Below are 23,217 nucleotides of genomic sequence, written 5' to 3' on the forward strand. Positions count from 1 at the left end.
CATGAATACAGCGCCCGACGGCCCGAGATACTCGTCAGTGAGCCCATCCGCTCACCTTCCCGGGGCCGCACTCGAGCACCACCCGAGTCAAACGACCCGTGACAAGGTCAGCGTCCGATGATGTTCCAGCCATAGTCGGAACGGTGCGCGGAGGCGACATGCATACGCATCGCGGTGTCTCCTGTCAACGAGGTGGGGGAATGCGGCTGCTGGCGCAGCCTCAAGGAGATGTTAGCCGCAACCACCACGCGAGTAGAAGAGGTCCGGGCGCGCCTCGACACGAGCACACGCACAGATCGTCACCTTAATGACCGTTTTGCCGGAAAGATTATTGGCCCGGACGACCGGTCGACGCGGCCCTACCCATGCCTTCCGAAAACTCGGTTCGCGCGTTTCAGCCGAGTGAGACCGCCTTCCACCACTGCGTCACCACCGCGCGCACCTCGGCGGGTTCGCTCCGCAAGCCGAGTGACGGTCGCGCCGAGCCGGTCTCTTCGGGAGACTGCTGGCATGGACGCGGCGCGAACGACAGGGTTCTTCGAGGTGGCGCCGGCGCGGTGTCTGCTGTGTGTTGTACGCGGTGCTCGGTGCCGCCGAGCGCGGCTACCACTACCTGGTGCCGCCCGATCTGGTGTCCGGGCAGGACTTCGGCGAGCAGACCGTCAACCAGGCGGTTCGTGACTTCCTGCGCTTCAACCAGCCGGACCGGGTGCGGTACGACTCGGCCGCGATCCTCGGCCGGTGGCGCAGCCGGTAGGTGTCAGCGGGCCGGGTGGGCGGCCCGGCTGGCCTCGATCTCGGCGAGATGCTCGATCGCCCAGCCGGCGAGGGCGAGCGCCGGCGGGAGCAGGCTGCGCCCCAGTGCGGTCAGCTCGTACTCGACCCGGGCGGCACCTCGGCGTAGGCGGTGCGGCGGACGAGTCCGTCACGTTCCAGGTTGCGCAGGGTGCGCGTCAACATCCGCTGGGAGATGCCCGGTACCTGCCGGTGCAGGTCACCGAAGCGCAGCCGGTTCCCGTCGAGTGTCGCGACGATCAGCATCGCCCACTTGTCGCAGATCCGGTCGAGCACCGCGCGGATCGTCTGCCCGCCGTCGCCACGGATCAGGCAGGTGTGTTGGTATCGCGACACGACCGCTCCCGAGGGTCACGCACATCCATGTGCCTTTTGTACGGTCCCCGATTCTGACTCATGATGTGGCAACTTACCGCTGGTAACCATCGGGCAGGGAGCCGCACATGCACGTCGTCTACTGGATCGTCGCCGCGCTGCTGGCGGTGCTCTACCTCTTCGCCGGTGGCAGGAAGCTCCTGCAGAGCCAGGAGCAGCTGCGCCCCATGATGGGCTGGGTCGACCGGGTGCCGATGCCGGCGGTGCGGCTGATCGGCGCGCTGGAGCTCCTCGGCGCGATCGGCCTGGTCCTGCCGCCGCTCACCGGCATCGCGGTCGGGCTCGCCATCGCGGCGGCCATCGGGCTGGTCCTGATCCAGGTCGGCGGCATCGTCGTGCACGTCTCCCGCGGTGAGACCCGGGTCATCGGGCTCAACATCGGCCTGCTGCTCGCCGCGGTGGCCGCCGGTTGGCTCGCCACCAGTTGGCTCTGAACCGGGCCGGCTGCCCCGGGGCGGCCCCGTCCCGAACCGGGGGACACCGAGCCGCGGGCGCCGACCGATCCGGCGCCCCGGAGTACCCGCGGGCGGTCACCGAACCGTCGGCGCCGACCGATCCGGTGCGGCGGCCACCGATGAGTCCGCCGGCCGGCGGCCGTCTACCCGTACGGATCATCCGACGTAACCGCGGGAGGGGCCCATGGCCACCAATGCACGACCGCCGGTCGTCGACGCCGAGACCTGGCAGCGCGAACTGGATGCGCTGCGGGTTCGCGAGAAGGCGGCGACCCGGGAACTCGACGCGATCGCCGCGCAGCGCCGCCGGCTGCCGATGGTCGAGCTGCCGGAGTACACCCTGGAAGGCGAGGAGGGCCCGGTCCGGCTGGCCGACGTGTTCGACGGGAAGTCGCAGCTGATCGTCTACAACCACATGTGGTTCCCGGACCAGGAGTGGCAGTGCCCGGGATGCACCGGATTCACCTCGCAGTACACCCGGCTGGAGTTCCTCGAGCCGTACGACGCCCGGTTCGTCATCGTCACGCAGGGCCCGATCGAGGCGGCACTCGCGTACAAGAAGCGGGTCGGCAACAAGATGACCTGGTACTCCACCGCGAACAGCCCGTTCGGGGCCGACGTGGGCGCGCCGCCCGGGGGCGGGTTCGCGGTGAACGTGTTCCTGCGCGACGGCGACACCGTCTACCGCACCTGGCACACCAACGGCCGCGGTACCGAGCAGCTCAGCCACACGTTCGCACTGATCGACCTGCTCCCGTACGGGCGGCAGGAGGAGTGGCAGGACTCCCCCGACGGCTGGCCGCAGGAACCCACGTACAGCCGCTGGACCGGTTCGGAGGACATCGCCCGCCGCTACGGCCCGACGGCGTAGCGGCGCGCGACCGCCCGCCCCGTCACGCCGCCTCGCTCGGCTGCGGCGCGCCGGGGAGGCCGGTGAGCCGGCAGAGCGCGGCGAAGCCGTCCGGCGTGCCGGGCCAGTGCGCACGCACCGCGGCCAGGCCGGCCCGCCGCACGGTGCTGCGCAGGACCAGCGTGACCACGATGGCGTCGTCGGCGTAGCCGAGGACGGGGATGAAGTCGGGAATCAGGTCGATCGGCAACGCGAGGTAGCCCAGCAGCAGCGCGAGCCGGATCCGGACGCCGCGGGGCAGGGCGCGGTCGGCGGCGAGCCGGCGCAGCAGCCGTACCAGGTCGGGCAGCAGGCGCAGCGCCTCGGCCAGCAGCGACCCGCGCGGTCTGGCCGCGAGCAGCGCGACGGCCAGCGCCAGCCAGGCCAACAGCAGGGCACCGGCCAGTCCGATCAGGGCATCCAGCCACCACGGCATCGTCGCTCCTCAGCCGGCTTCGACGATCGGGTCGCGCTTACCCAGCCGCAGGTGCTCGATGTGGTAGATCGCCTCGTCGAGCAGCTGCGCGACGTGGTTGTCGAACAGCGAGTAGACGATGCGGCGGCCGGAGCGGGTGCCGGCGACCAGGCCCAATGCCCGCAGCAGGCGCAGCTGGTGGGACACGGCCGACTGCTCCATCCCGACGGCTTCGGCGAGTTCGCCGACCGGGCACGGGCTCTGCCGCAGCCGGGTCAGGATCAGCAGCCGGCTGGGGGTGGCGAGGGCCTGGAGGGTGGCGGCGACGGTGGCCGCGGACTCGGCGTCCAGCCGCTCGGCCGCGCCGGGTGTGCCGTCCACTCCGTGCCCCATGGGCCGTACCCTACCCGCACTTGTCTCATATGAAGACGTCTTCATGTGTTCTGCTATCGTTCGGAGCTGCCCGTGCACCCGCCCCGGGGAGTGACCACCATGGACACCCTGACCGCCGCACCCGCGCCGACCCGTACCGCGGTGGTCGGCCGGCGGCGCACCCGGCTGCTCGCACTGCCGGAGATGCGGTGGGCCGCCGCGGCACTCGCGCTGTTCCTGGCCGGCCTGGCCGTGCACCTCACCGGCGGGCCGGCCTGGGCGTACTGGCCGCTGTACCTCGCCTGCTACCTCGCCGGCGGCTGGGAGCCGGCGCTGGCCGGGCTGCGCGCGCTGAAGGACCGGACGCTCGACGTGGACCTGCTGATGGTCGCGGCGGCGATCGGCGCCGCGGCGATCGGCCAGGTACTCGACGGGGCCCTGCTGATCGTCATCTTCGCCACCTCCGGCGCGCTGGAGGCGCTGGCCACGGCGCGGACCGAGGACAGCGTGCGCGGCCTGCTCGACCTGACCCCCGACACCGCCACCCGGCTCGACTCGGACGGCGCGGAAACGACGGTACCGGTCGCCGACCTCGCCGTCGGCGAGGTCATCCTGGTCCGCCCCGGCGACCGGATCGGCGCCGACGGCACCGTGCTCGACGGCGCCAGCGAGGTCGACCAGGCCACCATCACCGGCGAACCGCTACCCGCCGACAAGAGCGCCGGCGACGAGGTGTTCGCCGGCACCGTCAACGGCACCGGCGCCCTGCGGGTACGGGTGCAGCGGCCGGCGGGCGAGTCGGTGGTGGCGCGCATCGCGGCGCTGGTCGAGGAGGCGTCCCGGACCAAGGCGACCACCCAACTGTTCATCGAGAAGGTCGAGCAGCGGTACTCCGTGGGCATGGTCGCCGCCACCGTCCTGCTGTTCACGGTGCCGCTGCTGTTCGGGGCGGCGCTGCAGGACTCGCTGCTGCGGGCGATGACGTTCATGATCGTCGCCTCCCCCTGCGCGGTGGTGCTGGCGACGATGCCGCCGCTGCTCGCCGCGATCGCCAACGCCGGCCGGCACGGCGTACTCGTCAAATCCGCCGTGGTGATGGAGCGGCTCGGCACCGCCAGCCTCGTCGCGTTCGACAAGACCGGCACCCTCACCCGCGGCGTCCCACACCTCGTCGACCTCCGCGCGCTGCCCGGGCACACCGACGACGAGGTACTGCGCTGGGCGGCCAGCGCGGAGCACCGCAGCGAACACCCGCTGGCGGCGGCCATCGTCCGGGCCGCCCGCGAGCGCGACCTGCCACTGATCGCGGCGGACGACTTCGACGCCCGGCCCGGCCAGGGCATCACGGCGCGGCTGGCCGGCCACCTCGTCCAGGTCGGCGCACCGGACCGGCTGCTACCGCCGGCCGGCGACGAGCCGGACACCACCGGCGCGGCGGCTCGCCCGGACGGCGTCGCCGACATCCCCGCGGGCCTCGCCGCCGGCGGCGGGGCAGCCGCGGCCACCGGCAGCCACACCGCCGGTACGGACCTGGCTGCCGCGCGCGCCGCGGCCCGCACCGCGGGTACCGACCTGAGCGCGGCCGGCCGGACCGCCGTCGTGGTGCTGGTCGACCACCGGCCGATCGGCGTACTCGGCATCACCGACCAGGTGCGGGCCGACGCCCCCCGAGCCGTCGGCGCGGTCGCCGGGCTCACCGGCCGGGAGCCGGTGCTGCTCACCGGCGACAACGAACCCGCCGCCCGGCAGCTCGCCGACCAGGTCGGCATCCGGGAGGTCCGCGCCGGGCTGCTACCGGACGACAAGGTCGCCGCGGTGCGCGAGTACGAGCGGGCCGGGCACCGGATCGCGGTCGTCGGCGACGGAATCAACGACGCGCCCGCGCTCGCCGCCGCACACACCGGACTCGCGATGGGCGGCGCCGGCTCCGACCTGACGCTGCAGACCGCCGACGCCGTGATCATCCGGGACGAGCTGGCCGCGGTACCCGCCGCGATCGCCCTGTCCCGGCGGGCCCGGCGGGTCGTGGTGGCCAACCTGGTCATCGCCGCCACGGTCATCGCCGGTCTGGTCACCTGGGACCTCGCCGGCGAGCTGCCGCTGCCGCTCGGCGTCGCCGGGCACGAAGGCTCCACCGTGCTGGTCGGCCTCAACGGCCTGCGGCTGCTCCGCGGCGCCGCCTGGCCCGGCGACGCGCGGCGCCGCCGACGCCGACCACGCCGCGGATAGGCTCGGCGGCATGGCACTGCACCTCGGTCAGGTGAACCTCAAGGCCCGGGACGAATCCGCGCTCGCCCGGTTCTGGGCGGCCGCACTCGGTTGGGAAGCCGCCAGCACGGAACCGGGGGCGGCCAGCGTGCTACCCGCCGGCGCCGCCTGGCCGGCGCCCGCCACCAGCTCCATCGACTTCATCGCCGTACCGGATCCCGAGAACGTGCGGCACCGTGCCCACCTCGAACTCGCCACCACCTCCACCGCGCACCGGGCGGACCTGGTCGCGCGGCTGCCCGGGCTCGGCGCGACACCGGTCGACGCCACCGCCGCCTGGACCGTACTGGCCGATCCGGAAGGCAACCAGTTCTGCGTCCGGGAACCGCGGGAGGGCTACCGGAACACCGGACCGATCGCCGCCATCGTCGTCGACTGCACGGATCCGGCGGCCATGGCCCGGTTCTGGACGGAGGCCGCGGGCTGGGCGCGGCACGACGTGTCCGACGAGCGCGCCCTGCTGCGCGCCGCCGGCGACATCGGGCCGTACCTGGAGTTCGTCCGCACGCCGCACCTCCCGAGCGGGTGGCACCGGGCCCACCTCGATCTGGTTCCGCACCCCGTCGACCGGTTCGCGGCGGAGGTGGCCCGGGTCGAGGCGCTCGGCGCCGCAGCCGCCGACGTGGGCCAGGGCGAGGTCAGCTGGCGGGTCCTCACCGACCCGGAAGGCAACCAGTTCTGCATCCTCGGCCCGGCCTGACACCCGTCGTCGCGCTCGGGTCCTCGGCGGGTCAGCGGGCGAGCCGCGCCTCGACGCCGTCGAGCACGAAGTCGAGCCCCAGCCGGAACGTCTCCTCGGCGTCCAGGTGGGCGGCGTCGCGGACGACCGAGGCCAGCGCGGGGAACCGGCCGGTGGCGAAGGTGCGCTCCAGGTAGGGCCCGAACGCCCGCTGCCACTGGCGCTGGTCCAGGCCGCTGGACCGCTCGGCGCGCCGCTCGGCGATCTCGCGCCGCACCACGCCGATCACGTACGCGTCCACGGCGCCGACCACCGGCATCACCAGGTCGATGTCGACACCGCCCATCGCGGCGACCACCGCCTCGCCCCTGGCCAGCGCGTGTGGCCCGAGCGCGGGCCGGCCACCGATCAGGTCGGCCAGCCACTCGTGCCGGTGCACGGCCTGCCGGGTGGCGCCGGCGAGGGAGTGCAGCACCTGCCGCCACCCGTCCCCGACCGGCCGGATCTCCGCATGGATCTCGTCGACCATCAGGTCGAGCAGCTCGTCCTTGGTGTCGAGGTAGCCGTACAGCCGCATCGGCCCGACATCCAGCGCGGCGGCGACCTTGCGCAGCGACACCGCCGGCAGCCCGTCCGCGTCGGCCAACCGGATAGCCGCCCGGACGATCCGCTCCCGGCTCAGCGGCGCCGGTACCGGCCGGTCCGGCGGCTCCGGCCGCTCCCACACCAACATGGCGTCACGGTACAACGCATGCCCCGATACACCGTATCGGTTGACGGGACGGCACCGCCCGGCCGAGCCACCGGGCCGAACGCCGCGGCCCCGGCCGGGCCGCCGGGCCGTACGCCGTCGGCCCGGCCGGGCCGAACCCGCGTCCGGTGGGGCCCCCGCCCCCGCGACAAGCCCGGAACGTGCCCGGTCAGCGGGTTCCGGCGAGGCGCACCAGCCGTACCCCGACCAGGACGTACCACACCTCCAGGAACAGCACCGAGAAGACCGAGACGTAGACCCCGACGGCCGGCAGGTACAGGCCGAGGCCGATCACGTTGCCGGCGATCGCCATCCAGCCGGTCAGGCGACTGAACACCGGGGTACGCAGCATCACCACGCCGACGACGATCCCCGCCAGCGACCCCAGCAGGTACGCCACCTGGAACCCGGTGCCCTGCCAGGTGGCGAGCGCCGCCTCACCCGCCGCGCGGATCGCGGCGCGATCGGCGGCGTTGTCGGCGGCCACGAACCGCCCCGCGAGCCGGCCCAGCTGGATCGCCGGATTCGACGCGACGTACAGCAGCGCTCCCATCAGCCCCGCCGCCGCGGCGAGCAGCATCGCAGCCGGGTACGCACGGCGCAGCGTCAGGTACAGCGCCAGGAGGAGCGGAACGAGCAGGACGTTGTCCACCACGAGCAGCAGGTCCAGATCGACCAGCCCCAGCGCCGGATGCGCCCGGAGCAGCCCGAACCAGGCCACCGCCGTACCCGACAGCGGCGGCGGGACCGCGAGGAAGACGGCGATCTGAACCGGGATCAGCGCGGCCGAGGCCAGCGCGGCGAACCCGCCGACGCGATACAGCAGCCGGTACGACTCCGTGCCGGCCGGCGGCCCGGCTCGCTGCACCGCCGCTGGGCGCTGCGCCGCGTTTCGTGCACCCATCACCCACCGCATCCCCACCGCGGCGGCCCGCCGTGACACCCGCCGGCACCGTGCCACGCTCGGTCGCGCTGCTGGTCTCCCCCGCCCGGTACCGCACGCCCGAGTCGCCGCGGCCGGCCCTGGCGTACGGACACCCGGCGGGCCCGTCGCCGGGTGGCGACCTGTCGCCAACGACAGCGAGAACAAGCGCCCATTGCTGGGTCGCCGCATCTCGACTCGCTTCCGGCAACGCCGCCTCGTCGGGTGCCGATACCAGAATGGGCCCCGGCGGGCGCTGCCACCTGTGCCGAACGACCCGATGCCGATGGGTGGAACAGACCAGGCGGTCGGCGGCGCCCGGCACGGCCGGACCCGCAGCGTGCGCGCACCGCGGCTCGGCCCCGCACCGGGCCGCCGTCCGGTGTCGTTCGTCCCGGCGTGTCGTGCCGTCATCCCCTACTCACCCGACGCACCGGGGCAGATGCTGAACGTACGTTGCCGGTGCGTGGACGGACCTGGCCGGCACAACGACGCCGGAGGAGAGGACCCATCGATGAGCTACGGAATCGCGACGCGGGTCGCCGGGCCCTTCCCGGCGGCCGTGGAGCGGGTGCGCACCGCCCTCAAGGAGCAGGGTTTCGGCGTACTCACCGAGATCGACGTGCAGGCGACCCTGCGCGACAAGCTGGGCGAGTCGATGGAGCCCTACCTGATCCTCGGCGCCTGCAACCCGCCGCTGGCGCATCGCGCCCTGGCCGTCGACCGGCACATCGGCCTGTTGTTGCCCTGCAACGTCGTGGTACGTGCCGACGGTGACGAGGTCCTCGTCGAAGCGCTCGACCCGAACGTCATGGTGGAGGTCGCGGGCGAGGAGAACCTGCGCGGGGTCGCCGACGAGGCGCGGACGCGGTTGACCGCCGCCATGAACGCGCTCCGGTCGGCCGGATCCGACACGGGTTCGCCGTGAACTCCGGCGACGCCTCCCGGCCCCGGTAGACGGTAGTCGTCCGGCCGGGGTGTCGCCGGCCCCGCAGCCACCAAGCCCGGCCGGGCAGCAGCTCGGCCGAGCCGCCAGGGCCAGGCCCGGGGCGGCCGAGCCGCCGGGGCCGCCGGGGCCGCCGGGGCGCTGGGCCACTGGGGCCGTCGGAGCTGCGGCGAGACCTCCGGGGGACATTCGGCATTTATCGGCACCGATGGATTTCCCGGGGTACCAGCGGGGGTTTTGGTGCTAGGTTCGCCTCGCCCCAGCGATCTTAAGCGGTTCCTAAGACAATGTGCCGAATGGTCGGTGCGGTGCGGGGCCGCTTCCTACCCCCGAATGGAGCCTCGGTGCGTCGGTTACGACGTCTGCTGACGGCTGCCCTGTCCCTGATCGTCGTGCCGACGGTCGGCGTGCTGGCAGCCACCGCACCAGCCCACGCGATGGTGCCCGATCCCGATCCGTACGTCCACTTCGGACCGTACACGGCCAAGGTCGACCTGGATGCTCGCGGCAGCATGAGCATCGACGACCGGACCAAGACCAACGCCTACCTCACCGGCGACACGCTCTACCTGATCTGCCAGGACACCGGCCCCTCCTACGGTGGCAGCACCATCTGGGACTACACCACCGACGGCTACTGGGAACCCGACGCCTACATCAAGACCGGCACCAGCGGCTTCGTCAGCGGCGCGCCACGCTGCCTGTCGATCGGCCTGGACGGCCGTTCCGGCGTCGGGTCGGTGCAGGGCGACTACAAGGCCGAGGTCGACATCGACGGCCGCGGCAGCATGAACACCGCCGACCGGATCAAGTACAACGCCTACCTGGCCGGCAGCGACGTGTTCATCAAGTGCCAGGACTACGGGCCGTCGGTCAACTCGGACACGGTGTGGGACTACACCGCGGACGGCTACTGGATCCCCGACACGTACGTGAAGACCGGCACCAACGCGATGCTGCCCGGCATGCCGCGCTGCAGCGACCTCGGCATCGACGGCGGCGCGAGCACCAACACCAACGGCGGTCAGCGGTTCGTGGCCGCCACCGACCTCAACGGCTACTCGTCGAAGAGCCTGAGCTCCAGCTACGTCGACAACGCCTACCTGGACGGCCAGTACCTGACGGTGATGTGCCAGGCCTACGGTGCGTACAACTACGGCGGGTCGGCGATCTGGGACCGCACCGCCGAGGGCTACTGGGTGGCCGACTACTACGTGCACACCGGCTCCACCGGCTTCGTGATGTCGCGCTGCGACAGCGACGGCCCGTCCGGCGGCTCCGGCACCCGGTTCCTCGCCGAGACCGACCTCAACGGGTACTCGTCCAAGAGCCTGAACTCCAGCTACGTCAACAACAAGTACCTGGGCGGCAGCTACCTCACCGTGGTCTGCCAGGCGTACGGCGAGTACAACTACGGCAGCTCGGCGGTGTGGGACAAGACCACCGACGGCGTCTGGGTCGCCGACTACTACGTCAAGACCGGCAGCTACGACATCGTGCTGTCGCGCTGCGACAACGATCCCAAACCCACCGGCGGCCCCGGCAACCCGAGCGTGCCGGGCACGCCGCCGGCCGGCAGCGTGGCGTCCTCGCAGATGCGCGACCACATCGTGAACGCGGTACGCACCCAGGTGGGTGTGCACGAGTGGGGCGACAACTGCAACCCGTACGGGACCAGCGGCACGGTCTGCGGCGAACCGTGGTGCTCGATCTTCGCCAGCTGGGCGTTCCGGCAGGCCGGCATCGACGTCTCCCTGCCCTACTCGGGCGACTTCTACTACTGGGCGCAGCGGCACGGAACCCTGCGCAGCACCAGCAACATCCGGCCCGGCGACCTGGTGCTGTTCGGCAGCGGTCCACAGTGGCCGGACAGCAACCACGTGGGGGTGGTCGTGGACGTCCAGTCGGACGGCGAGATCACCACCATCGAGGGCAACATGAGCAACGCGGTCCGCAGGATCGGCCCCTACCTGCCCAGCCAGGCGGCCAGCTACCACCCGCACGACGGCGGCATCTTCGCGGTCGTCGCACCGGTCAACGACTCCGGCGACACCAGGTGGGGTTCGGACTACGACACCAACTCGCAGTACGCGCAGAAGTTCTCCGACGGCACCACCGGCACCAACTACGCCGACCCGGTGTGCTCGCAGGACCTGACCAGCCCGGACCACACCGCGTTCTACAGCTGCGTGCAGATGGTCGGCCGGCAGGCCCGCGGGATCGCGATCGCCGACCCGAGCAGCATGAAGGCGTTCGGGGCCACGGTCACCCTCACCGTCGGCGGCACCGTACGCACGGCCCGATGTCTGACCATCGACTACTCCGGGTACCGAACGTGCGCGACCTCCTGGGTCGCCATCGGCTCACCCACACTGCACGCCGATGCCACGTTCACGGTGAACGGCTCGACGCAGGAGTCGCAGCGAGCCTTCACCATGAACCTGTACGGCGACCAGCAGACCAAGGGTGACTACTGCGGGCCGGCCAGCACCCAGGCGGCGCTCGGCACGATGGGCTACCCGATGCCGTCGCAGTCCACGCTGGCCTCCGAGGAGGGCACCGACTCGATCCACTTCACCTCGCCGTTCAACATCCCGAACTCGCTGGACTCGCGGGTGAGCAACGCCGACTACAAGGTGCTGTTCTGGGACAACTACGGTGAAGGCGAGCTGTACGACCTGGAGGCGCTGCGCCAGCAGCTGAACAAGGGCCGGGCGGCGATCCTGCTGATCAACCCGAACAACCTGCCGTCGAGTTGGGACATCGAGACCGGCACGTTCGTCCGGCACTACATCACCGTGATCGGCTACGGCGCGCCGAAGCGCACGGTGATCAGCGGCGTCCCGTACGACATCCAGACCCTCGCGGTCTGGGACCCGGCCAACGACGTGGTGCACAACATCACGCTGCAGCAGCTGGCCGACTACACCACCGGTGCCGACTTCGACGTGAGCCTCGACCCCGGCACGTTCGCGATCATCGCGAACACCACCTGATCCGCCGGGTGGGGTGGCGACGGATGCCACCCCACCCCGTACCGGTCACTCGGCCCGACCCCGACGGAATCACGCTCTCGGCACGAGCACACCCCGAACCGGTACCCGGACCCGGCCCGGGACTGCGCGACCAGATCATCCGCACTGCCCGCGGCCGGCGGTACCTCCCGGCCCGCGTCAGGCGCCCCGGTGCTGGCTTCCTAAGCTCTGATGCTGTGACCGACAGCTTTGACGCCGTGGCGTACAACCGTGCCGCCTGGGACCGCGAGGTGGAGAACAGCAACGAGTGGACCCGGCCGGTCGGGCCGGAGGCCATCGCCCGGGCCCGGGCCGGCGACTGGTCCATCGTGCTGATCGGCTACCAGGCGGTGCCGCGCGACTGGTTTCCGGCCGAACTGGCCGGCGTCGACGTGCTGTGCCTGGCGTCCGGCGGCGGCCAGCAGGGGCCGGTACTCTCCGCGGCGGGCGCGACCGTGACGGTACTGGACAACTCGCAGCGGCAACTCGACCGCGACCGGGAAGTCGCCGCCCGCGAGGGACTGGACGTCCGCACCGTGCTCGGCGACATGCGCGACCTGAGCGTGTTCCCCGATGCCAGCTTCGATGTCGTCTTCAACCCGGTGTCCAACGTGTTCTGCCCCGATCTTGCACCGGTCTGGCGCGAGTCGTACCGCGTGCTGCGACCGGGTGGGGTCCTGATGGCCGGGTTCATGAACCCCGACGTCTTCATCTTCGACGTCACGGCGCTGGAGGAGCGGGACGAGCTCGTCGTGCGCCACCCGCTCCCGTTCAGCAGCCTCGACCTCCCCGACGCCGAGCGGGAGCGCTCGTACGGCACCGGGCCGATCGAGTACAGCCACACACTGACCGCGCAGATCGGCGGCCAGCTCGCGGCCGGCTTCTCCCTGACCCACTTCGAGGAAGCTCCACACCACGCGGACGCCACCGCCCGCTACCTGCCCGGCTACTTCGCCACCCGCGCCACCAAGCCATAACCGCACATAGCGCTGGGGCACCGGCCACGCAGGTGGCGGAGTGGGCGGGGCACAGCGTCGCCGTGCTGGCTCCGCACGTACGCCAAGTGCATCCATGGCCAGGAGGGCATCGCCCGGCGTCGCATTGCCGAAGGACTACGACAAGAGGACACGGATCAGGACGAGCAAGGCTGACCATGGCGCCCCCGACCCTCGCGCGTGGCGAGGGTCGGGGGCGTCTTTCTGTGTCCGTGCCAAAGCGGCCGGCTCCCAAAACGCCCCGCGTATTCCCCGCGCCCAGCCGTAGACCGCCGGTCAACGCCGGACACGGCCGGACACACGAGAAAGACCCCTGACCGGCATTGCTGCTGGTCAGGGGCCTGGAAGCCCTGGTGTGGCGGGTACTGGATTCGAACCAGTGTAGGCGTAGCCGACGGTTTTACAGACAACGCGTGATCTTGGCCGGCAAACCGGCGTCTACCTGCATCAACGGCATCGTCAGGCACCCTCGGCGAGGTCGTCTGCCCCTGCCGTGCCCCCGGCCGGGCGCCTGCCCTCCGCGGTGCCCTCGGCCGCCTGTTCGAGCGCCGCGGTGACGCCCTGGCCGGAGAGCGCCTGGCCGATCCGCTGGTTCATCAACTCTTCGTCACCGTCGACGCAGTTCGCGTACACCCGGAGCAGCACCTCGACGCTATGCCCGAGCCGGCGGGCGACGCGGGTCGGCGAGACTCCGGCGTTGAGCCAGAGCGACGCTGCGGCGTGCCGCAGGTCGTACGGACGGCGGGCCAGCGGAGAGGCCACCTGCTCCGCGGTAAACGCTTGCTTCCTGGCCTTCTTCCACAGCCGGTCGTACACGCTGTCCGAGACCGGGTTGCCCCGCGCGCTGCGGAACAGCCGCCCGTCGGCAGCGACGCCTTCGCGGTCGATGTGCTCGCGGAGCAGCGCGACCAGCTCCGGCGGGGCCGGTACCTCGCGGGTTTCCTTCCGGGGTCGGTGTTTGAGCCCCCGTACCTCGCGCGGACTGCCGTCGTCGGTCCAGTGGCCGCCGGCCCGCGGTTGCGTCTCGACGTAGGTGACCCTCCCCCAGCCGGTTGCCGGAAGCCGGCAGTCGGACCGCTTCAGGTACGCGACCTCGGACGGACGCGCGCCGGTGTAGTAGATGCAGGCGTAGAACGCGAGCAGCCGCAGGCCCGGCTTGCCGAGCGAGCGCACGCCGTCGAGGATCTTCGCCACCTGGTCCGGGTTGGCCACGGTGCGCCGGTCGACGGCCGAGGCGACCTGCGGCGCCTTCCAGTCGATCTTGTCGATCGGGTTTGCCGAAAGCTGTTCCCGCTCGACCGCGTACCCGAGCGCGTTGTAGAAGACGGCGCGTTTCCGGGCGACCGTCGTTGCGGCTGCGGCCTTCCCGTCGAGCCGTACCGCGCACGCGTCGAGAGCCCGCCGTACCGTCGCTGCGTTGGCCAGCGCGTCGAGCGGCAGGGAAGCCCGCACCAGCCAGTCGAGCGCCTTCGCCTCCGGCGCCGGTACCTCTTCGTCCCACCGTCGCGGGTTGAGCCCGTAGAGGTAGAGCGCGCGACGGAGCACCGCGGCCGAGGGGCGGCCCTTCACCTGCTTCGTCAGTACCGGCGTGATCACCACCAGCGCTTCCACCATCGAGCGCCGGGTCTTCGCAGCCGCGCGCGGCCACTTCATCGACACGTAGTCGCGGGCGTGCTCGTACCAGGTCGCCATGTTCAGGGTGCGCGCCTCGGTCACCGGCCGGCCGGTCTCCGTGTCGAACGGCTCGCCGGCGTTGGCCGCGTGCACCAGGCGGGCGCGGTCGGAGTTCGCGAGCGCCTTCGTCCGGTAGTACAGCTCGAACGGTTGGCCGCCGACCTTCCACCGCAGCCGGTACGGCTTCGACCGCCGGACGCCGCCGGAGTCCTTGCGCTTCCAGACGTCGGAGATCTGGACGTCATAGCTGTTCACGCGGCCTCCTCCCGGTCCGCGAGCCAGGCGTCGAGCACGCTGCGACGAATGCGGAGTTCGCCGTTCGGGAGCCGGGTCGCGCGAGGACCCGTACCGGTCTGGCGCCAGTAGTAGACCGTCGACCGCGAGACCCGCAGCTCCGCCGCGATCTGGCCGATGCTCAACCACTCATCCTTGATCAACACGCTGTTTCCCCCAGGTCTCATGCCGCTTGGTTCGGAGTTGCCGAAAGAAGGCGCAGCCGTTCCATGGCCGCGTCGCGCTGCGCCTTCCACTGCTGCCGTTCGGCGATCTTGCGCAGGAAATGAACGTGCGCCGGCGGCACGTCGGGGTCGTCCCGGGACGCCAACGCGTACTCGTACCGGTCGAGTGCCGGCCCGTCGGTGTCGTCCGCCTGGCCCTGCTCGTCGGTTGCCGAAAGGGCGAGGAGCGCCTTCACCCACGCCTTCCTGTCGGCGCGGTGGTCAGCGAGGGTCTTGTTCGACCACTGCCGAGAGACCAGGACGCGCCGACCGGTGAAGCCGAGCGTGCGCCGCTGATGCACCTTGCCCTTGCACCGCCCGGCCGCGCGGTCGCTTTTGCGTTCTTCGGCTGGATGCCGTAGAGCAGCCAGTTCGGGCAGGTCGGCGAGCACGGCAACACCTGCAGCTCGACCGCAAGCCGTGCCATGTGCTCTTCCTGCGCCCGCGAGTCCGGCGAGACGGCGTCGGTGATGTCTTTGGCGATGTACTTGGTGATGTAGCGGATGGTCTTCTCGGCGCTCTCGGAGCCGCCGCGGACGCCCTTGACGTTGACGGTGCCGAGCCGGGCCACGTGGACAGGCTCAGCGTCGGGGTCGTCGTCGATCGCGTCCAGCGCCTCATCCCAGGTCGGCAGTGCTGCCCCGGTGTCCGGGTCGCGGTACGTCTTCTCGGTCGCGTCCCAGGTCGGCAGAGGGCCGTCCGGGTCGTACACGAGCCGGTCATGCGCCGGCCACCACACCTGGTGATAGGTAGCCGCCGCCACCTGCCGGACCAGCTTGCGTGGTAGCGCGCCCCGGATCGCGAAGTGCCCGTGCGGAGCCAGCCTCTTCTGCATTTCGGTCGATCCGGCGTACTGCACGTTCCAGCCGACCGCGCGGCGCAGGTTCTGCCAGAAGCGGTCGAGCACCTTGGCGAAATGGATGCAGTCCAGCGCCGCGGCCCGGTAGTCGTACGAGTCGGGGTCGACGGGGGTACCGAGGCGCGGGTCATGCTGGCCGTGCAGCTCCCCGCACTCGCAGGTCTGCACCCGGCCGCGCCGGTGGTAGGCCGAGTGGATCGGACCGTAGGAGCCGAGGGTGAGCGTCAGGAACATCGAGTCCCGGTGCTCCCGCCCGTCCGACCCGATGTGCGGATGCGGGATCGTGCGGTTCGCGACGGGCAGCCGGGGCAGGTCGGGTGCGTCCTGCCGCCGTTTGGTCGACCGCTTCCGCGCCGGAGCCGACTCCTGCCCGTCGGTGCCGTCCTTCCTGCCGCCCGGCAGCACCGAGCCGCGGATACCGGCCGCGGTGATCTGCTCGTCCACCTGGTCGATCTCGGCGTCCAGCTCGGCGACCTGCTCCCATTCGGCCGCCATGACGACCGAGGTCCGGGCGAACTCCAGGACGGCCCGGTACTCCACCAACTCCCGTTGCTCGTCGGTCGGAGCGTCCGGGGTGGTGACCGGTTCCTCGGTCAGGTGCCAGCCCTCGCGGATCTGCTGCATCCGCAGCCGCCGGTTGGCCTCCGCGCACGGTTCACACTTCGCCGCCGACGTGGCGCCGCACGGCACGGAGATCAGCTCCGTCTCGCCGGTGGCGGTGTTGGTGCGACGCAGCCATACCGGCTTGACGCACACCCCGAACTGCTTCGCCAGCTCCGCGGCAACGTCCTTCGCGATCGGCTGCAACAACCGAGCCGCCCGTGAGCCCGGACGTGGTTGGTAGTCCTGGCCGAGTCCAGGCAACTTAAGCGCTGTCGTTTCGGTCATGCCGTTGTCCTGTTCGCCGAGCGGGTGACACGATCACGGGCGTGGAGACGCCGGAGCATCCAGAGCCGCATATCGAGCCGTTCACGAACGTCGTCCGCGGTGAAGCCGACGGGCCGCATCGATGCCCGTGCTGCGGATACGTCACGTTGACTGAGCGCGGAATGTTTGAGATCTGCTCGGTCTGCTTCTGGGAGGACGACGGGCAGGACGACCATGACGCCGATCTGGTACGCGGTGGACCGAACAAACGGCTGAGTCTGACCGATGCGCGCCGTAACTTCGCCGCCTTCGGCGCATGCGACCAGCGATGCCGCAAGTTCGTGCGCGATCCGCTGCCTTCCGAGCGGCCCGCCTAGCCCAGCAGCCACGGCAGCCCGTCGAACACTGGTACTCATCGGCGGATCACCACCGGGCGACCGTTGACCCGACCCGCCACGACCGGCGCGGACGGGACGATCGGACGAGGCGCTACCGGCGCTGGCGCCGATAGCGCCTGGCCGTGTTGTGGTTGATGCGGTGGTTCACTCGTCGTCGGGACCGTTGGGACCGGCTGTGCCAGGTCGGCATCTCCCTGGCGTGGGTCGGTGTGTTCTTCACGATCGCGCGCGCCGTCTTCCACCAGGCTGTGGCGGTCCCCGCGGTGGTCGCCGGCGTCGGCGTGATCTGGACGGCCGGGTGCATCATGGCGGGACGCCGGTTCTGTCGCCGGCGTGCCGTGCGGCAGCCCGGAGAACACCAGCTTGACGAGCAGCATGAACGCTACCGCTGGTAGCGCGGCCAGCCCCTTCGACGTGAGTGAGTCACCGGCCTGGGAGACCTGCGCACCCAGCGAGAGCAGCCCGGACGCGACGAGCAGCGTCACCGGGTAGGTGATCGAACCACCCGCCCGGCGCTTGCGGCGAATCTCCAACAGCGCACAGGTCGGCATCAGCTCGGAAGCGACGGCATTCGCCCAGCCGAACCAGTCGGCCGTCCCGTGCGGGAGCGCCTGCATCGTCCAGTCGTGCATGTGGGTGAAGCTCGCGGCGCCCGCCATCACCCCGATACCGGCCAGGATGCCGACGCGCGCGACGCTCTCCACCTGCTCTCCCGTAGGCATGTGCGTCCCTTACTTGGTTGTCGGGGTGACGGTGCGAGCGACGAACGGCGGCGGATCACCGGTGAAGTCGACGGCCTCGGCGAGGAGCTTCAGGACCGCCCACGCCTCCGGGAGCGTCAGCGGCATCCGCCGATGCCCGGACCCCACCGCGAGCCAGATCCGGGCATCGGTCTCGTTCGCGTCGAGGCGAACGGTCACCGCCGTGCCCTTCGTCCGTACATCCGGAACGCGCAGCCGCCACAGCCGGGCGGCCCACATGTCGGCGGCGGTCACTGCTCGGCCCTCAGCTTGTCCAGCAGCCCCGCCGGCATGACGGTGGTGCGTCGACCGGCCGAGGTCTGCGCCGGTACCGTTGGCCGGCTCGTCGACGCTTCCTGGTCGACGGAACCCGAGCGGTACGCGTTCGGGCAGGCGAACCGCGCGTTCATGTCCCGGATGTGCTCGTCGGTGACGTGGGTGAACCGCACCCGCACCGGTTCGGGCCGCTGGTCGAGCACCATGTAGCCGACGCCGGGCAGGCTGGCCGGGATCTGGTCCGCCAGCGCACCCCGCTTGCGTGCGCCGGCACCGAGCACCATGTCGACCTGCTGGTCTTCGGTCATCCGCAGCCCGATGCGGGTGGGGAACAGGTCGCGGAACTTGACGACCTCCTTGCGCGGGTCCTGCACCGCAGCGATCACGTGCACGCCCAGCGCCCGGCCCTGCGACAGGAGCATTGCCAACGCCGACTCGATTCGCGCCCGGAGATCCTTGTCCGTCAGGTACGCCGTCAGCGCGGCCAGCTCGTCAACGAGCACGACGATCGTCGGGTCCTGCGGAGTCGGGGTGTGCTGGCGAACGGCGCCGGCCAACCGGTTCTGCCGCTCGCGCATGACGTCGACGGCCTGGTCCAGGACGCCGGCCATCTCGGTCAGCGACGAGTACGCAAAACGGGCGAACATCCGCTGCCCCATCGCCAGCTCCATCCCACCCTTCGGGTCGATGGCCCACACCTGCACGAGGCCACTGCGGATCCCGCCGGCCAACGCCCGCATGATCGACCAGATCACCGAGCCCTTCCCGGCACCGGTGGCGCCCGCGATCAGGACGTGCGTCTGCGCCAGTACCAGGTGCAGCGGCGCGTTGTCCTCTCGGAGCCCGACGGGCAGCCGCGCCAGGTCCGGCGCGCTGGCGATCCGGTCCGACGCGATCGCAGGCACGACGTACGCGAGCAGGTCACCGCGGACGAACACCAGCGTCATCTCGGTCGGACGATCGCGGCCGTACTTGCGGCGCTCCCACCACGCCACGACGGCGCCGAGCCGCCCGGAGTGCACGCGCGGCGAGACGTTGACCCGGCCGGAGAACACCCGGCACAGCCGCGTACCGAACGAGTACGCCAGCTCGGCCGACTTGCCGGTGTAGTGCTCCGGCGTCTGCCCACGCAGCATCCGCAGCCGCACCACATCACCGGCGACGGACGAGGCGACCGAGAGGACGCGCGGCCAGTACTGCTCCGACCCGTGTGCGAACGACAGCCCGCACGCGCGCATCGTCGGTTCCCAACCGCGCCGGTACAGCCACCACCGGCGCCACCGCGACGCGAACGGCCAGCGGACCCAGCGGTCGAACGACTCGCGATGCCCGACCCGCCAGCCAGACAGTGCGGCGGCCACCAGGACGAGCAGGATCGGCACGGTCTTCCACCCGGCGTTGAAGCCCAACCAGGCGAGCAGGAACGCCGGTCCGGTCACCCGCCAGTACCGGAACACGAACCGCACAGCGCGGAACACGCACCGGATGATGAGACCGATCAGCAGCGCCCACCGAGGCAGCGCGAACACCGACGACTGCAGCCGCACCAACTGCGGCTCACGACGCCCCGCCATCACCGACCACCACCCATCACCGGACGCAGCCGGTAGTCCGGGCAACGTTCGGGGTATCCCAGCTCGTCGAAGTGCTTACGGGGCGACGAGCAGAACGGGCACGGGCCAACGTCGCTGCCGCCGTCCGCGATGCCGCACGAACCAACGAGGCCGAACCTGGTCGAGAACACCGCGATCGCCTGACGACCACACGTGCACAGCTCACCGGGCAGCGCATCGCGAGAGCCGTCGTCCGTGGGGCCGTTCATCGGGCACCCCCAGCGCTCGCGAACGCCGGCACGACCGGGAACAACGTCGACTGAACCGCACAAGTAGAACCACGGCCGCTCGGCGTGTTGTTCGATGTCTTGCGCCGCAACGGGTTTCGTTCCGGCTTCGTTGGGATGCTGAAGACCATCGTGGGCAACCACGTTCCGCGGCCCAGCGCGGCAGGCACGTCGATCGGACGCGACACCAGCTCCGCCAGCTGGACGGGGTCCAGGTGCCGGTACCGGCAGATCGTTCGGGCCAGCGCCGCAGCGGCACCGGCGATCTCGACGAGCGCGGCCACCCGATCGGCGTCCGACGCCGACGAACAGTACGCGGCTCGCACCTCGGCCAGCCCAGGGCAGGCCAAACTCACCACATCGTGGCGTGACATGCTGGTTTCCTCCTGAAACGTGAAGCGGTCAGGAGAAGCGCGGGACGGTCAGCCGGCAAGCAGGGCCGTCCCGCGCCCCTCATCGGGGAAGACTCAGGCGACCTGTTCCGGCATCGCGACGCGCGCCGGCTCGCAGATGCCGGTGGCGCGAAACGAGTACGTCTGCTGCGCCCGGCACCGGTGCGCGCCACCGTCGCGAGGCGCGCGGCACTTCTTGTCGTCGACGTACGGCGTGAACTGCAAACCTTCGAACGCGACCACCGGCGGGTAGCCGGGGATCTTGGAGGCCGGCGGCACCGGCTGCTGCTCGGCCAGCACCTTGACCTTGACCTGCGCGTTACGGCCGAACCGCGACGCCTCCGGGTCGAGGTCCATCACCGTGACCGCCCAGACCCGCTGGCCGGTCTGCTTGTCGCGCGCCTGGTCGTCGCCCTGGCCGCGCTTGTCGAAGTCGGTCTCCGCCTGCACGCCGAGGAACAGCGCGCCGTTCGGAAACGCTGCATCGGACGGGATCTCCACCCGGATGCCCATCGGGATAGCCACTCTGTGCACCTCCGCCTCGGCCGGGACGTGCCCGGCACCGATCATGTCCGCGCTATGCACTACTGCATAACGAGCTCCAGTATGCACATGTGCATAGAGGATCGGCAACCAAGCAAGGCACCTTTTTCGCCCGACGGGCACACGAAGCCGCCCCGTGCCTGGTCAGACACGGGGCGGGCGGTACGGCAGATTTCGGCTACCGGGGTCCGACGACGATGATCAGGCCCATCCGGCGGGCCGAGACGGTACGGAGGAGCCGGCGCCGTTGCCGCTCGTCCAGCTCCCAGCCGGTCAGCAGGAGCCAGGCGGCATCGTCGACCGAGCGGCCGGCGGCCAGGTCCACGCTGGACGCCTGTACCGGCGCGGTCAGCAGCAGCCGGAACGGGCTGGCGGTGAACTCCGGCGACGCCTCCCGCCCGAGGTAGACGAGTTGTCCCGGCCGCGGGATCGCGCCGGCAATGACCTCAGCAGCCACCGGACCTCCCCGGCACCAGCGCGAGCGGCGCACGCAGCAGAAACCCCGCGGGTACGTCGCCGCCGCGCCGACGAGCGGACTTCCGCTCGAACAACGCCCGGTCCACTCCCCCGAGCAACGTCGCGCACAACCACGGGCCGAACGACGCCGGATCGAGGTACCCGACCGCGAACGACACCGTGCACGCCAGCCGATCACACAGCAGCCCGCGCAGCTCGTCCACGTGGCCCTGAAACCGGTCCGCGTCGTCGGACTCCGCGACCAACACGATCTCGTCCCCGCCGAACGTCGACAGGCACCCGTCGGTGACCCGCGCGGCGAACCACTCCCGCGCGATCAGCCCGGCGAGCCGCATCAGCTCGTTGCCCGCCAGGTGGCCCCAGCTACCCGCCTGGTTGGCCGCCTCGACGTACTCCGTCAGCCCGTCGACGTCGCCGATCGCGACCCCGATGCCGTGCCCCGCAGCCAGCGCAGCGGCCACATGACCCGGTAGCCGCTGGTCGAGATCCGGGAAGCAGACGAGGCCCGTGTTCGGCTCGTCCCGGGCATCCCAGCACCACGAGCCGGCGACCGGCGCCGGCTTGCGCTCACGCGCGTAGCGGACCCGATCGGCGAGGGAGGAGGCCATCACGAAACCTCCGCACTTCGCGATCCGCCAGCCACACGGCGAGTGCCACGTCCGCCGCGCTGGGCAGCGTCCGCCACCGCGTCTCGTACGACCAGAACCACCGGTCCTCGCCGGCGGGGCCGCGGGACGAGGGAGGTGCCGGTACCCAGCCGCCGCGGCCGAGGTAGTCCGCGCCTGCCGGCAGTTCGACGGGCTCCCCCGGCGCAACGAACAACAGCCGTTGCACGACCGCGGTCGCCGTCAGCGCGATTGCCGGCGCCACCCGCCAGGCGGCAAGGATCTTCTCGCTCTCGGCCGCCACCTGGCCGCCGACCCGGATCACATCGAAGCGGACCCCGCAGGCGAGCACGATGTTCGGTGGCTCGTTTACGTCCCATGCCGCCCGCACCTCGGCGGCCGATGTCACCGCCGGGCCGGTCGGATGGGCCGCAGGCGTCGCGCAGTTCGGCCCGCATTCGCAACGCACCGCCGGTACCGGCGCGTCCGGGTTGAGCAGCCACTGCCAGCGTCGAGCCGGACCGAGCGCCCGTGCACCGGGAGCCACCGGCCATCCGATCTCCGCGTATCGCAGAGCCTCGCGAAGAATCCGCCTCGGCCACCCCACGGCGACCGCCTCCCCTGCCGGTTCCCATCACCGGCCCCACGCCGTGGTGATCCGGTGCCCATACAGGCTCAACGTCAACGCCGCCTCGGCGATGCGCCGCGCCGGACACGGGTACTGCTCCGGCCGAAGACAGCCCGCAAATCCGCACCTGGTCGAGTCCACCGGATCGGGTCGGTGGGTCCTCAGCATCCGCTGGGCACTGCGCCACAGCAGTACATCCGCGCCGTCCGGCGGTTCCTCCTCCGGCGCCAGGGTTCCGTGTCGTACCACGCTGCCCCTCCATTCGCGTCTGGCGGGGCAGCGACGCCCAGGCTAGGGAGTTGACTGGGGTACGGCCAGCCAAGGCACCGAACGTCGCCGCCCCTGCACACCGACCGCAGCGTCTCGAAGACTGACGCCACGACCGCCTCCAGCAGACTATGTGTGTATGCACCTATGAATATCGCTCGCGGCTATACCCTTCAGCCGGAACACTGCTGAGCCCCCAATCCCTCGCGCGCGTCAAGGCGGCCGATGCCGAGATCGAGCCTCGGGAAGTGCCTTCGGGCAGCCTCCTCTTGAGGAGC

The 23,217-nt window shown here is 71.2% G+C and carries 25 protein-coding genes and 1 pseudogene; 9 read left to right on the forward strand and 17 right to left on the reverse strand.

Going from position 1 to position 23,217, the window contains the following annotated elements; translation table 11 throughout:
- The first annotated feature begins 568 nt into the window (after positions 1 to 568).
- Complete coding sequence (locus Athai_RS26715; RefSeq protein WP_203964039.1) at positions 569 to 757, forward strand: hypothetical protein; 189 nt, start codon at positions 569 to 571, stop codon at positions 755 to 757.
- 110 nt (positions 758 to 867) lie between these two features.
- Here the strand turns inward: Athai_RS26715 and Athai_RS26720 are convergent, their stop codons facing one another.
- A complete protein-coding gene (locus Athai_RS26720) occupies positions 868 to 1,131 on the reverse strand; it encodes a winged helix-turn-helix transcriptional regulator (RefSeq protein ID WP_338028160.1) in 264 nt (87 codons plus the stop codon).
- A 107-nt stretch (positions 1,132 to 1,238) separates the two neighbouring features.
- Between Athai_RS26720 and Athai_RS26725 the strand changes: the two genes are divergently transcribed.
- Positions 1,239 to 1,604: a DoxX family protein gene (locus Athai_RS26725; RefSeq protein ID WP_203964040.1), complete on the forward strand. Its 366-nt coding sequence runs from the start codon at positions 1,239 to 1,241 to the stop codon at positions 1,602 to 1,604.
- A 205-nt stretch (positions 1,605 to 1,809) separates the two neighbouring features.
- Complete coding sequence (locus Athai_RS26730) at positions 1,810 to 2,496, forward strand: DUF899 domain-containing protein (RefSeq protein WP_203964041.1); 687 nt, start codon at positions 1,810 to 1,812, stop codon at positions 2,494 to 2,496.
- A 22-nt stretch (positions 2,497 to 2,518) separates the two neighbouring features.
- Here the strand turns inward: Athai_RS26730 and Athai_RS26735 are convergent, their stop codons facing one another.
- Complete coding sequence (locus tag Athai_RS26735) at positions 2,519 to 2,950, reverse strand: YkvA family protein (protein WP_203964042.1); 432 nt, start codon at positions 2,948 to 2,950, stop codon at positions 2,519 to 2,521.
- A gap of 9 nt (positions 2,951 to 2,959) precedes the next feature.
- On the reverse strand, positions 2,960 to 3,322 hold the full coding sequence (locus Athai_RS26740; protein ID WP_203964043.1) for an ArsR/SmtB family transcription factor: 363 nt from the start codon (positions 3,320 to 3,322) through the stop codon (positions 2,960 to 2,962).
- 99 nt (positions 3,323 to 3,421) lie between these two features.
- Here Athai_RS26740 and Athai_RS26745 point away from each other — a divergent pair, with 99 nt between their 5' ends.
- Together Athai_RS26745 and Athai_RS26750 are read left to right on the forward strand one after the other, a co-directional pair.
- Positions 3,422 to 5,530 (forward strand): heavy metal translocating P-type ATPase, encoded by a 2,109-nt coding sequence (locus tag Athai_RS26745; RefSeq protein ID WP_203964044.1) that lies wholly within the window; start codon positions 3,422 to 3,424, stop codon positions 5,528 to 5,530.
- A 10-nt stretch (positions 5,531 to 5,540) separates the two neighbouring features.
- Positions 5,541 to 6,269, forward strand: coding sequence for a VOC family protein (locus Athai_RS26750; RefSeq protein WP_203964045.1), 729 nt, complete (start codon positions 5,541 to 5,543; stop codon positions 6,267 to 6,269).
- A gap of 31 nt (positions 6,270 to 6,300) precedes the next feature.
- Here Athai_RS26750 and Athai_RS26755 read toward each other — a convergent pair whose 3' ends face one another.
- Together Athai_RS26755 and Athai_RS26760 are read right to left on the reverse strand one after the other, a co-directional pair.
- Entirely contained in the window at positions 6,301 to 6,981 is a 681-nt protein-coding gene (locus Athai_RS26755) for a TetR/AcrR family transcriptional regulator (RefSeq protein ID WP_203964046.1), read from the reverse strand.
- 187 nt (positions 6,982 to 7,168) lie between these two features.
- Positions 7,169 to 7,906, reverse strand: a complete 738-nt coding sequence (locus Athai_RS26760; RefSeq protein WP_203964047.1) for a hypothetical protein — start codon at positions 7,904 to 7,906, stop codon at positions 7,169 to 7,171.
- Positions 7,907 to 8,435: 529 nt separating this feature from the next.
- Here Athai_RS26760 and Athai_RS26765 point away from each other — a divergent pair.
- The 3 genes from Athai_RS26765 to Athai_RS26775 all read left to right on the forward strand — a co-directional run bounded on the left by Athai_RS26765 (position 8,436) and on the right by Athai_RS26775 (position 12,858).
- Entirely contained in the window at positions 8,436 to 8,849 is a 414-nt protein-coding gene (locus tag Athai_RS26765) for a DUF302 domain-containing protein (RefSeq protein ID WP_203964048.1), read from the forward strand.
- A gap of 362 nt (positions 8,850 to 9,211) precedes the next feature.
- Positions 9,212 to 11,863: a CHAP domain-containing protein gene (locus tag Athai_RS26770; RefSeq protein WP_203964049.1), complete on the forward strand. Its 2,652-nt coding sequence runs from the start codon at positions 9,212 to 9,214 to the stop codon at positions 11,861 to 11,863.
- A gap of 215 nt (positions 11,864 to 12,078) precedes the next feature.
- On the forward strand, positions 12,079 to 12,858 hold the full coding sequence (locus Athai_RS26775) for a class I SAM-dependent methyltransferase (RefSeq protein ID WP_239157184.1): 780 nt from the start codon (positions 12,079 to 12,081) through the stop codon (positions 12,856 to 12,858).
- A 477-nt stretch (positions 12,859 to 13,335) separates the two neighbouring features.
- Here Athai_RS26775 and Athai_RS26780 read toward each other — a convergent pair whose 3' ends face one another.
- From Athai_RS26780 to Athai_RS26790, 3 genes and pseudogenes are all read right to left on the reverse strand, one after another.
- Positions 13,336 to 14,805 (reverse strand): tyrosine-type recombinase/integrase, encoded by a 1,470-nt coding sequence (locus Athai_RS26780; protein ID WP_203964051.1) that lies wholly within the window; start codon positions 14,803 to 14,805, stop codon positions 13,336 to 13,338.
- Positions 14,802 to 14,990 (reverse strand): helix-turn-helix transcriptional regulator, encoded by a 189-nt coding sequence (locus Athai_RS26785; RefSeq protein WP_338028161.1) that lies wholly within the window; start codon positions 14,988 to 14,990, stop codon positions 14,802 to 14,804. Before Athai_RS26785 ends, Athai_RS26780 begins: the two co-directional genes overlap by 4 nt.
- A gap of 17 nt (positions 14,991 to 15,007) precedes the next feature.
- Positions 15,008 to 16,794, reverse strand: a pseudogene (locus Athai_RS26790) (replication initiator).
- 41 nt (positions 16,795 to 16,835) lie between these two features.
- On the opposite strand from Athai_RS26790, the gene Athai_RS34480 reads away from it, so the two are divergent.
- Complete coding sequence (locus Athai_RS34480; protein WP_239157187.1) at positions 16,836 to 17,150, forward strand: CPCC family cysteine-rich protein; 315 nt, start codon at positions 16,836 to 16,838, stop codon at positions 17,148 to 17,150.
- Between the two features lie 35 nt (positions 17,151 to 17,185).
- On the opposite strand, the gene Athai_RS26800 is transcribed toward Athai_RS34480, so the two are convergent.
- From Athai_RS26800 to Athai_RS26840, 9 genes are all read right to left on the reverse strand, one after another.
- On the reverse strand, positions 17,186 to 17,875 hold the full coding sequence (locus Athai_RS26800) for a DUF2637 domain-containing protein (RefSeq protein WP_203964052.1): 690 nt from the start codon (positions 17,873 to 17,875) through the stop codon (positions 17,186 to 17,188).
- A 27-nt stretch (positions 17,876 to 17,902) separates the two neighbouring features.
- Positions 17,903 to 18,166 (reverse strand): hypothetical protein, encoded by a 264-nt coding sequence (locus Athai_RS26805; protein ID WP_239157188.1) that lies wholly within the window; start codon positions 18,164 to 18,166, stop codon positions 17,903 to 17,905.
- The gene (locus Athai_RS26810) at positions 18,163 to 19,761 is read right to left on the reverse strand and encodes an FtsK/SpoIIIE domain-containing protein (RefSeq protein WP_203964053.1); all 1,599 of its coding nucleotides are present in this window, start codon (positions 19,759 to 19,761) and stop codon (positions 18,163 to 18,165) included. Before Athai_RS26810 ends, Athai_RS26805 begins: the two co-directional genes overlap by 4 nt.
- On the reverse strand, positions 19,761 to 20,009 hold the full coding sequence (locus Athai_RS26815) for a hypothetical protein (protein WP_203964054.1): 249 nt from the start codon (positions 20,007 to 20,009) through the stop codon (positions 19,761 to 19,763). Before Athai_RS26815 ends, Athai_RS26810 begins: the two co-directional genes overlap by 1 nt.
- Positions 20,006 to 20,401 carry a hypothetical protein gene (locus Athai_RS26820; RefSeq protein ID WP_203964055.1) on the reverse strand — a complete coding sequence of 132 codons (396 nt, stop codon included), beginning with the start codon at positions 20,399 to 20,401 and terminating at the stop codon, positions 20,006 to 20,008. The genes Athai_RS26815 and Athai_RS26820 overlap by 4 nt, the downstream gene beginning before the upstream one ends.
- A gap of 93 nt (positions 20,402 to 20,494) precedes the next feature.
- Positions 20,495 to 20,944, reverse strand: coding sequence for a hypothetical protein (locus Athai_RS26825; protein ID WP_239157189.1), 450 nt, complete (start codon positions 20,942 to 20,944; stop codon positions 20,495 to 20,497).
- Between the two features lie 196 nt (positions 20,945 to 21,140).
- Positions 21,141 to 21,419, reverse strand: a complete 279-nt coding sequence (locus Athai_RS26830) for a hypothetical protein (protein WP_203964056.1) — start codon at positions 21,417 to 21,419, stop codon at positions 21,141 to 21,143.
- Complete coding sequence (locus Athai_RS26835; RefSeq protein WP_203964057.1) at positions 21,409 to 22,047, reverse strand: nucleotidyl cyclase domain-containing protein; 639 nt, start codon at positions 22,045 to 22,047, stop codon at positions 21,409 to 21,411. Before Athai_RS26835 ends, Athai_RS26830 begins: the two co-directional genes overlap by 11 nt.
- Positions 22,007 to 22,651 carry a bifunctional DNA primase/polymerase gene (locus Athai_RS26840; RefSeq protein ID WP_275422584.1) on the reverse strand — a complete coding sequence of 215 codons (645 nt, stop codon included), beginning with the start codon at positions 22,649 to 22,651 and terminating at the stop codon, positions 22,007 to 22,009. Before Athai_RS26840 ends, Athai_RS26835 begins: the two co-directional genes overlap by 41 nt.
- Positions 22,652 to 23,217 lie beyond the last annotated feature (566 nt).

This window comes from Actinocatenispora thailandica, assembly GCF_016865425.1.
Lineage (GTDB): Bacteria > Actinomycetota > Actinomycetes > Mycobacteriales > Micromonosporaceae > Actinocatenispora > Actinocatenispora thailandica.

What these genes read in the sequence shown, in the direction of transcription:
- Athai_RS26755 (WP_203964046.1), bottom strand. Translation starts at nt 6,981, where the DNA reads ATGTTGGTGTGGGAGCGGCCGGAGCCGCCGGACCGGCCGGTACCGGCG.
- Athai_RS26765 (WP_203964048.1), top strand. Translation starts at nt 8,436, where the DNA reads ATGAGCTACGGAATCGCGACGCGGGTCGCCGGGCCCTTCCCGGCGGCC.
- Athai_RS26750 (WP_203964045.1), top strand. Translation starts at nt 5,541, where the DNA reads ATGGCACTGCACCTCGGTCAGGTGAACCTCAAGGCCCGGGACGAATCC.
- Athai_RS26820 (WP_203964055.1), bottom strand. Translation starts at nt 20,401, where the DNA reads ATGTCACGCCACGATGTGGTGAGTTTGGCCTGCCCTGGGCTGGCCGAG.
- Athai_RS26730 (WP_203964041.1), top strand. Translation starts at nt 1,810, where the DNA reads ATGGCCACCAATGCACGACCGCCGGTCGTCGACGCCGAGACCTGGCAG.
- Athai_RS26745 (WP_203964044.1), top strand. Translation starts at nt 3,422, where the DNA reads ATGGACACCCTGACCGCCGCACCCGCGCCGACCCGTACCGCGGTGGTC.
- Athai_RS26735 (WP_203964042.1), bottom strand. Translation starts at nt 2,950, where the DNA reads ATGCCGTGGTGGCTGGATGCCCTGATCGGACTGGCCGGTGCCCTGCTG.
- Athai_RS26835 (WP_203964057.1), bottom strand. Translation starts at nt 22,047, where the DNA reads ATGGCCTCCTCCCTCGCCGATCGGGTCCGCTACGCGCGTGAGCGCAAG.
- Athai_RS26810 (WP_203964053.1), bottom strand. Translation starts at nt 19,761, where the DNA reads ATGGCGGGGCGTCGTGAGCCGCAGTTGGTGCGGCTGCAGTCGTCGGTG.
- Athai_RS26815 (WP_203964054.1), bottom strand. Translation starts at nt 20,009, where the DNA reads ATGAACGGCCCCACGGACGACGGCTCTCGCGATGCGCTGCCCGGTGAG.
- Athai_RS26725 (WP_203964040.1), top strand. Translation starts at nt 1,239, where the DNA reads ATGCACGTCGTCTACTGGATCGTCGCCGCGCTGCTGGCGGTGCTCTAC.
- Athai_RS26740 (WP_203964043.1), bottom strand. Translation starts at nt 3,322, where the DNA reads ATGGGGCACGGAGTGGACGGCACACCCGGCGCGGCCGAGCGGCTGGAC.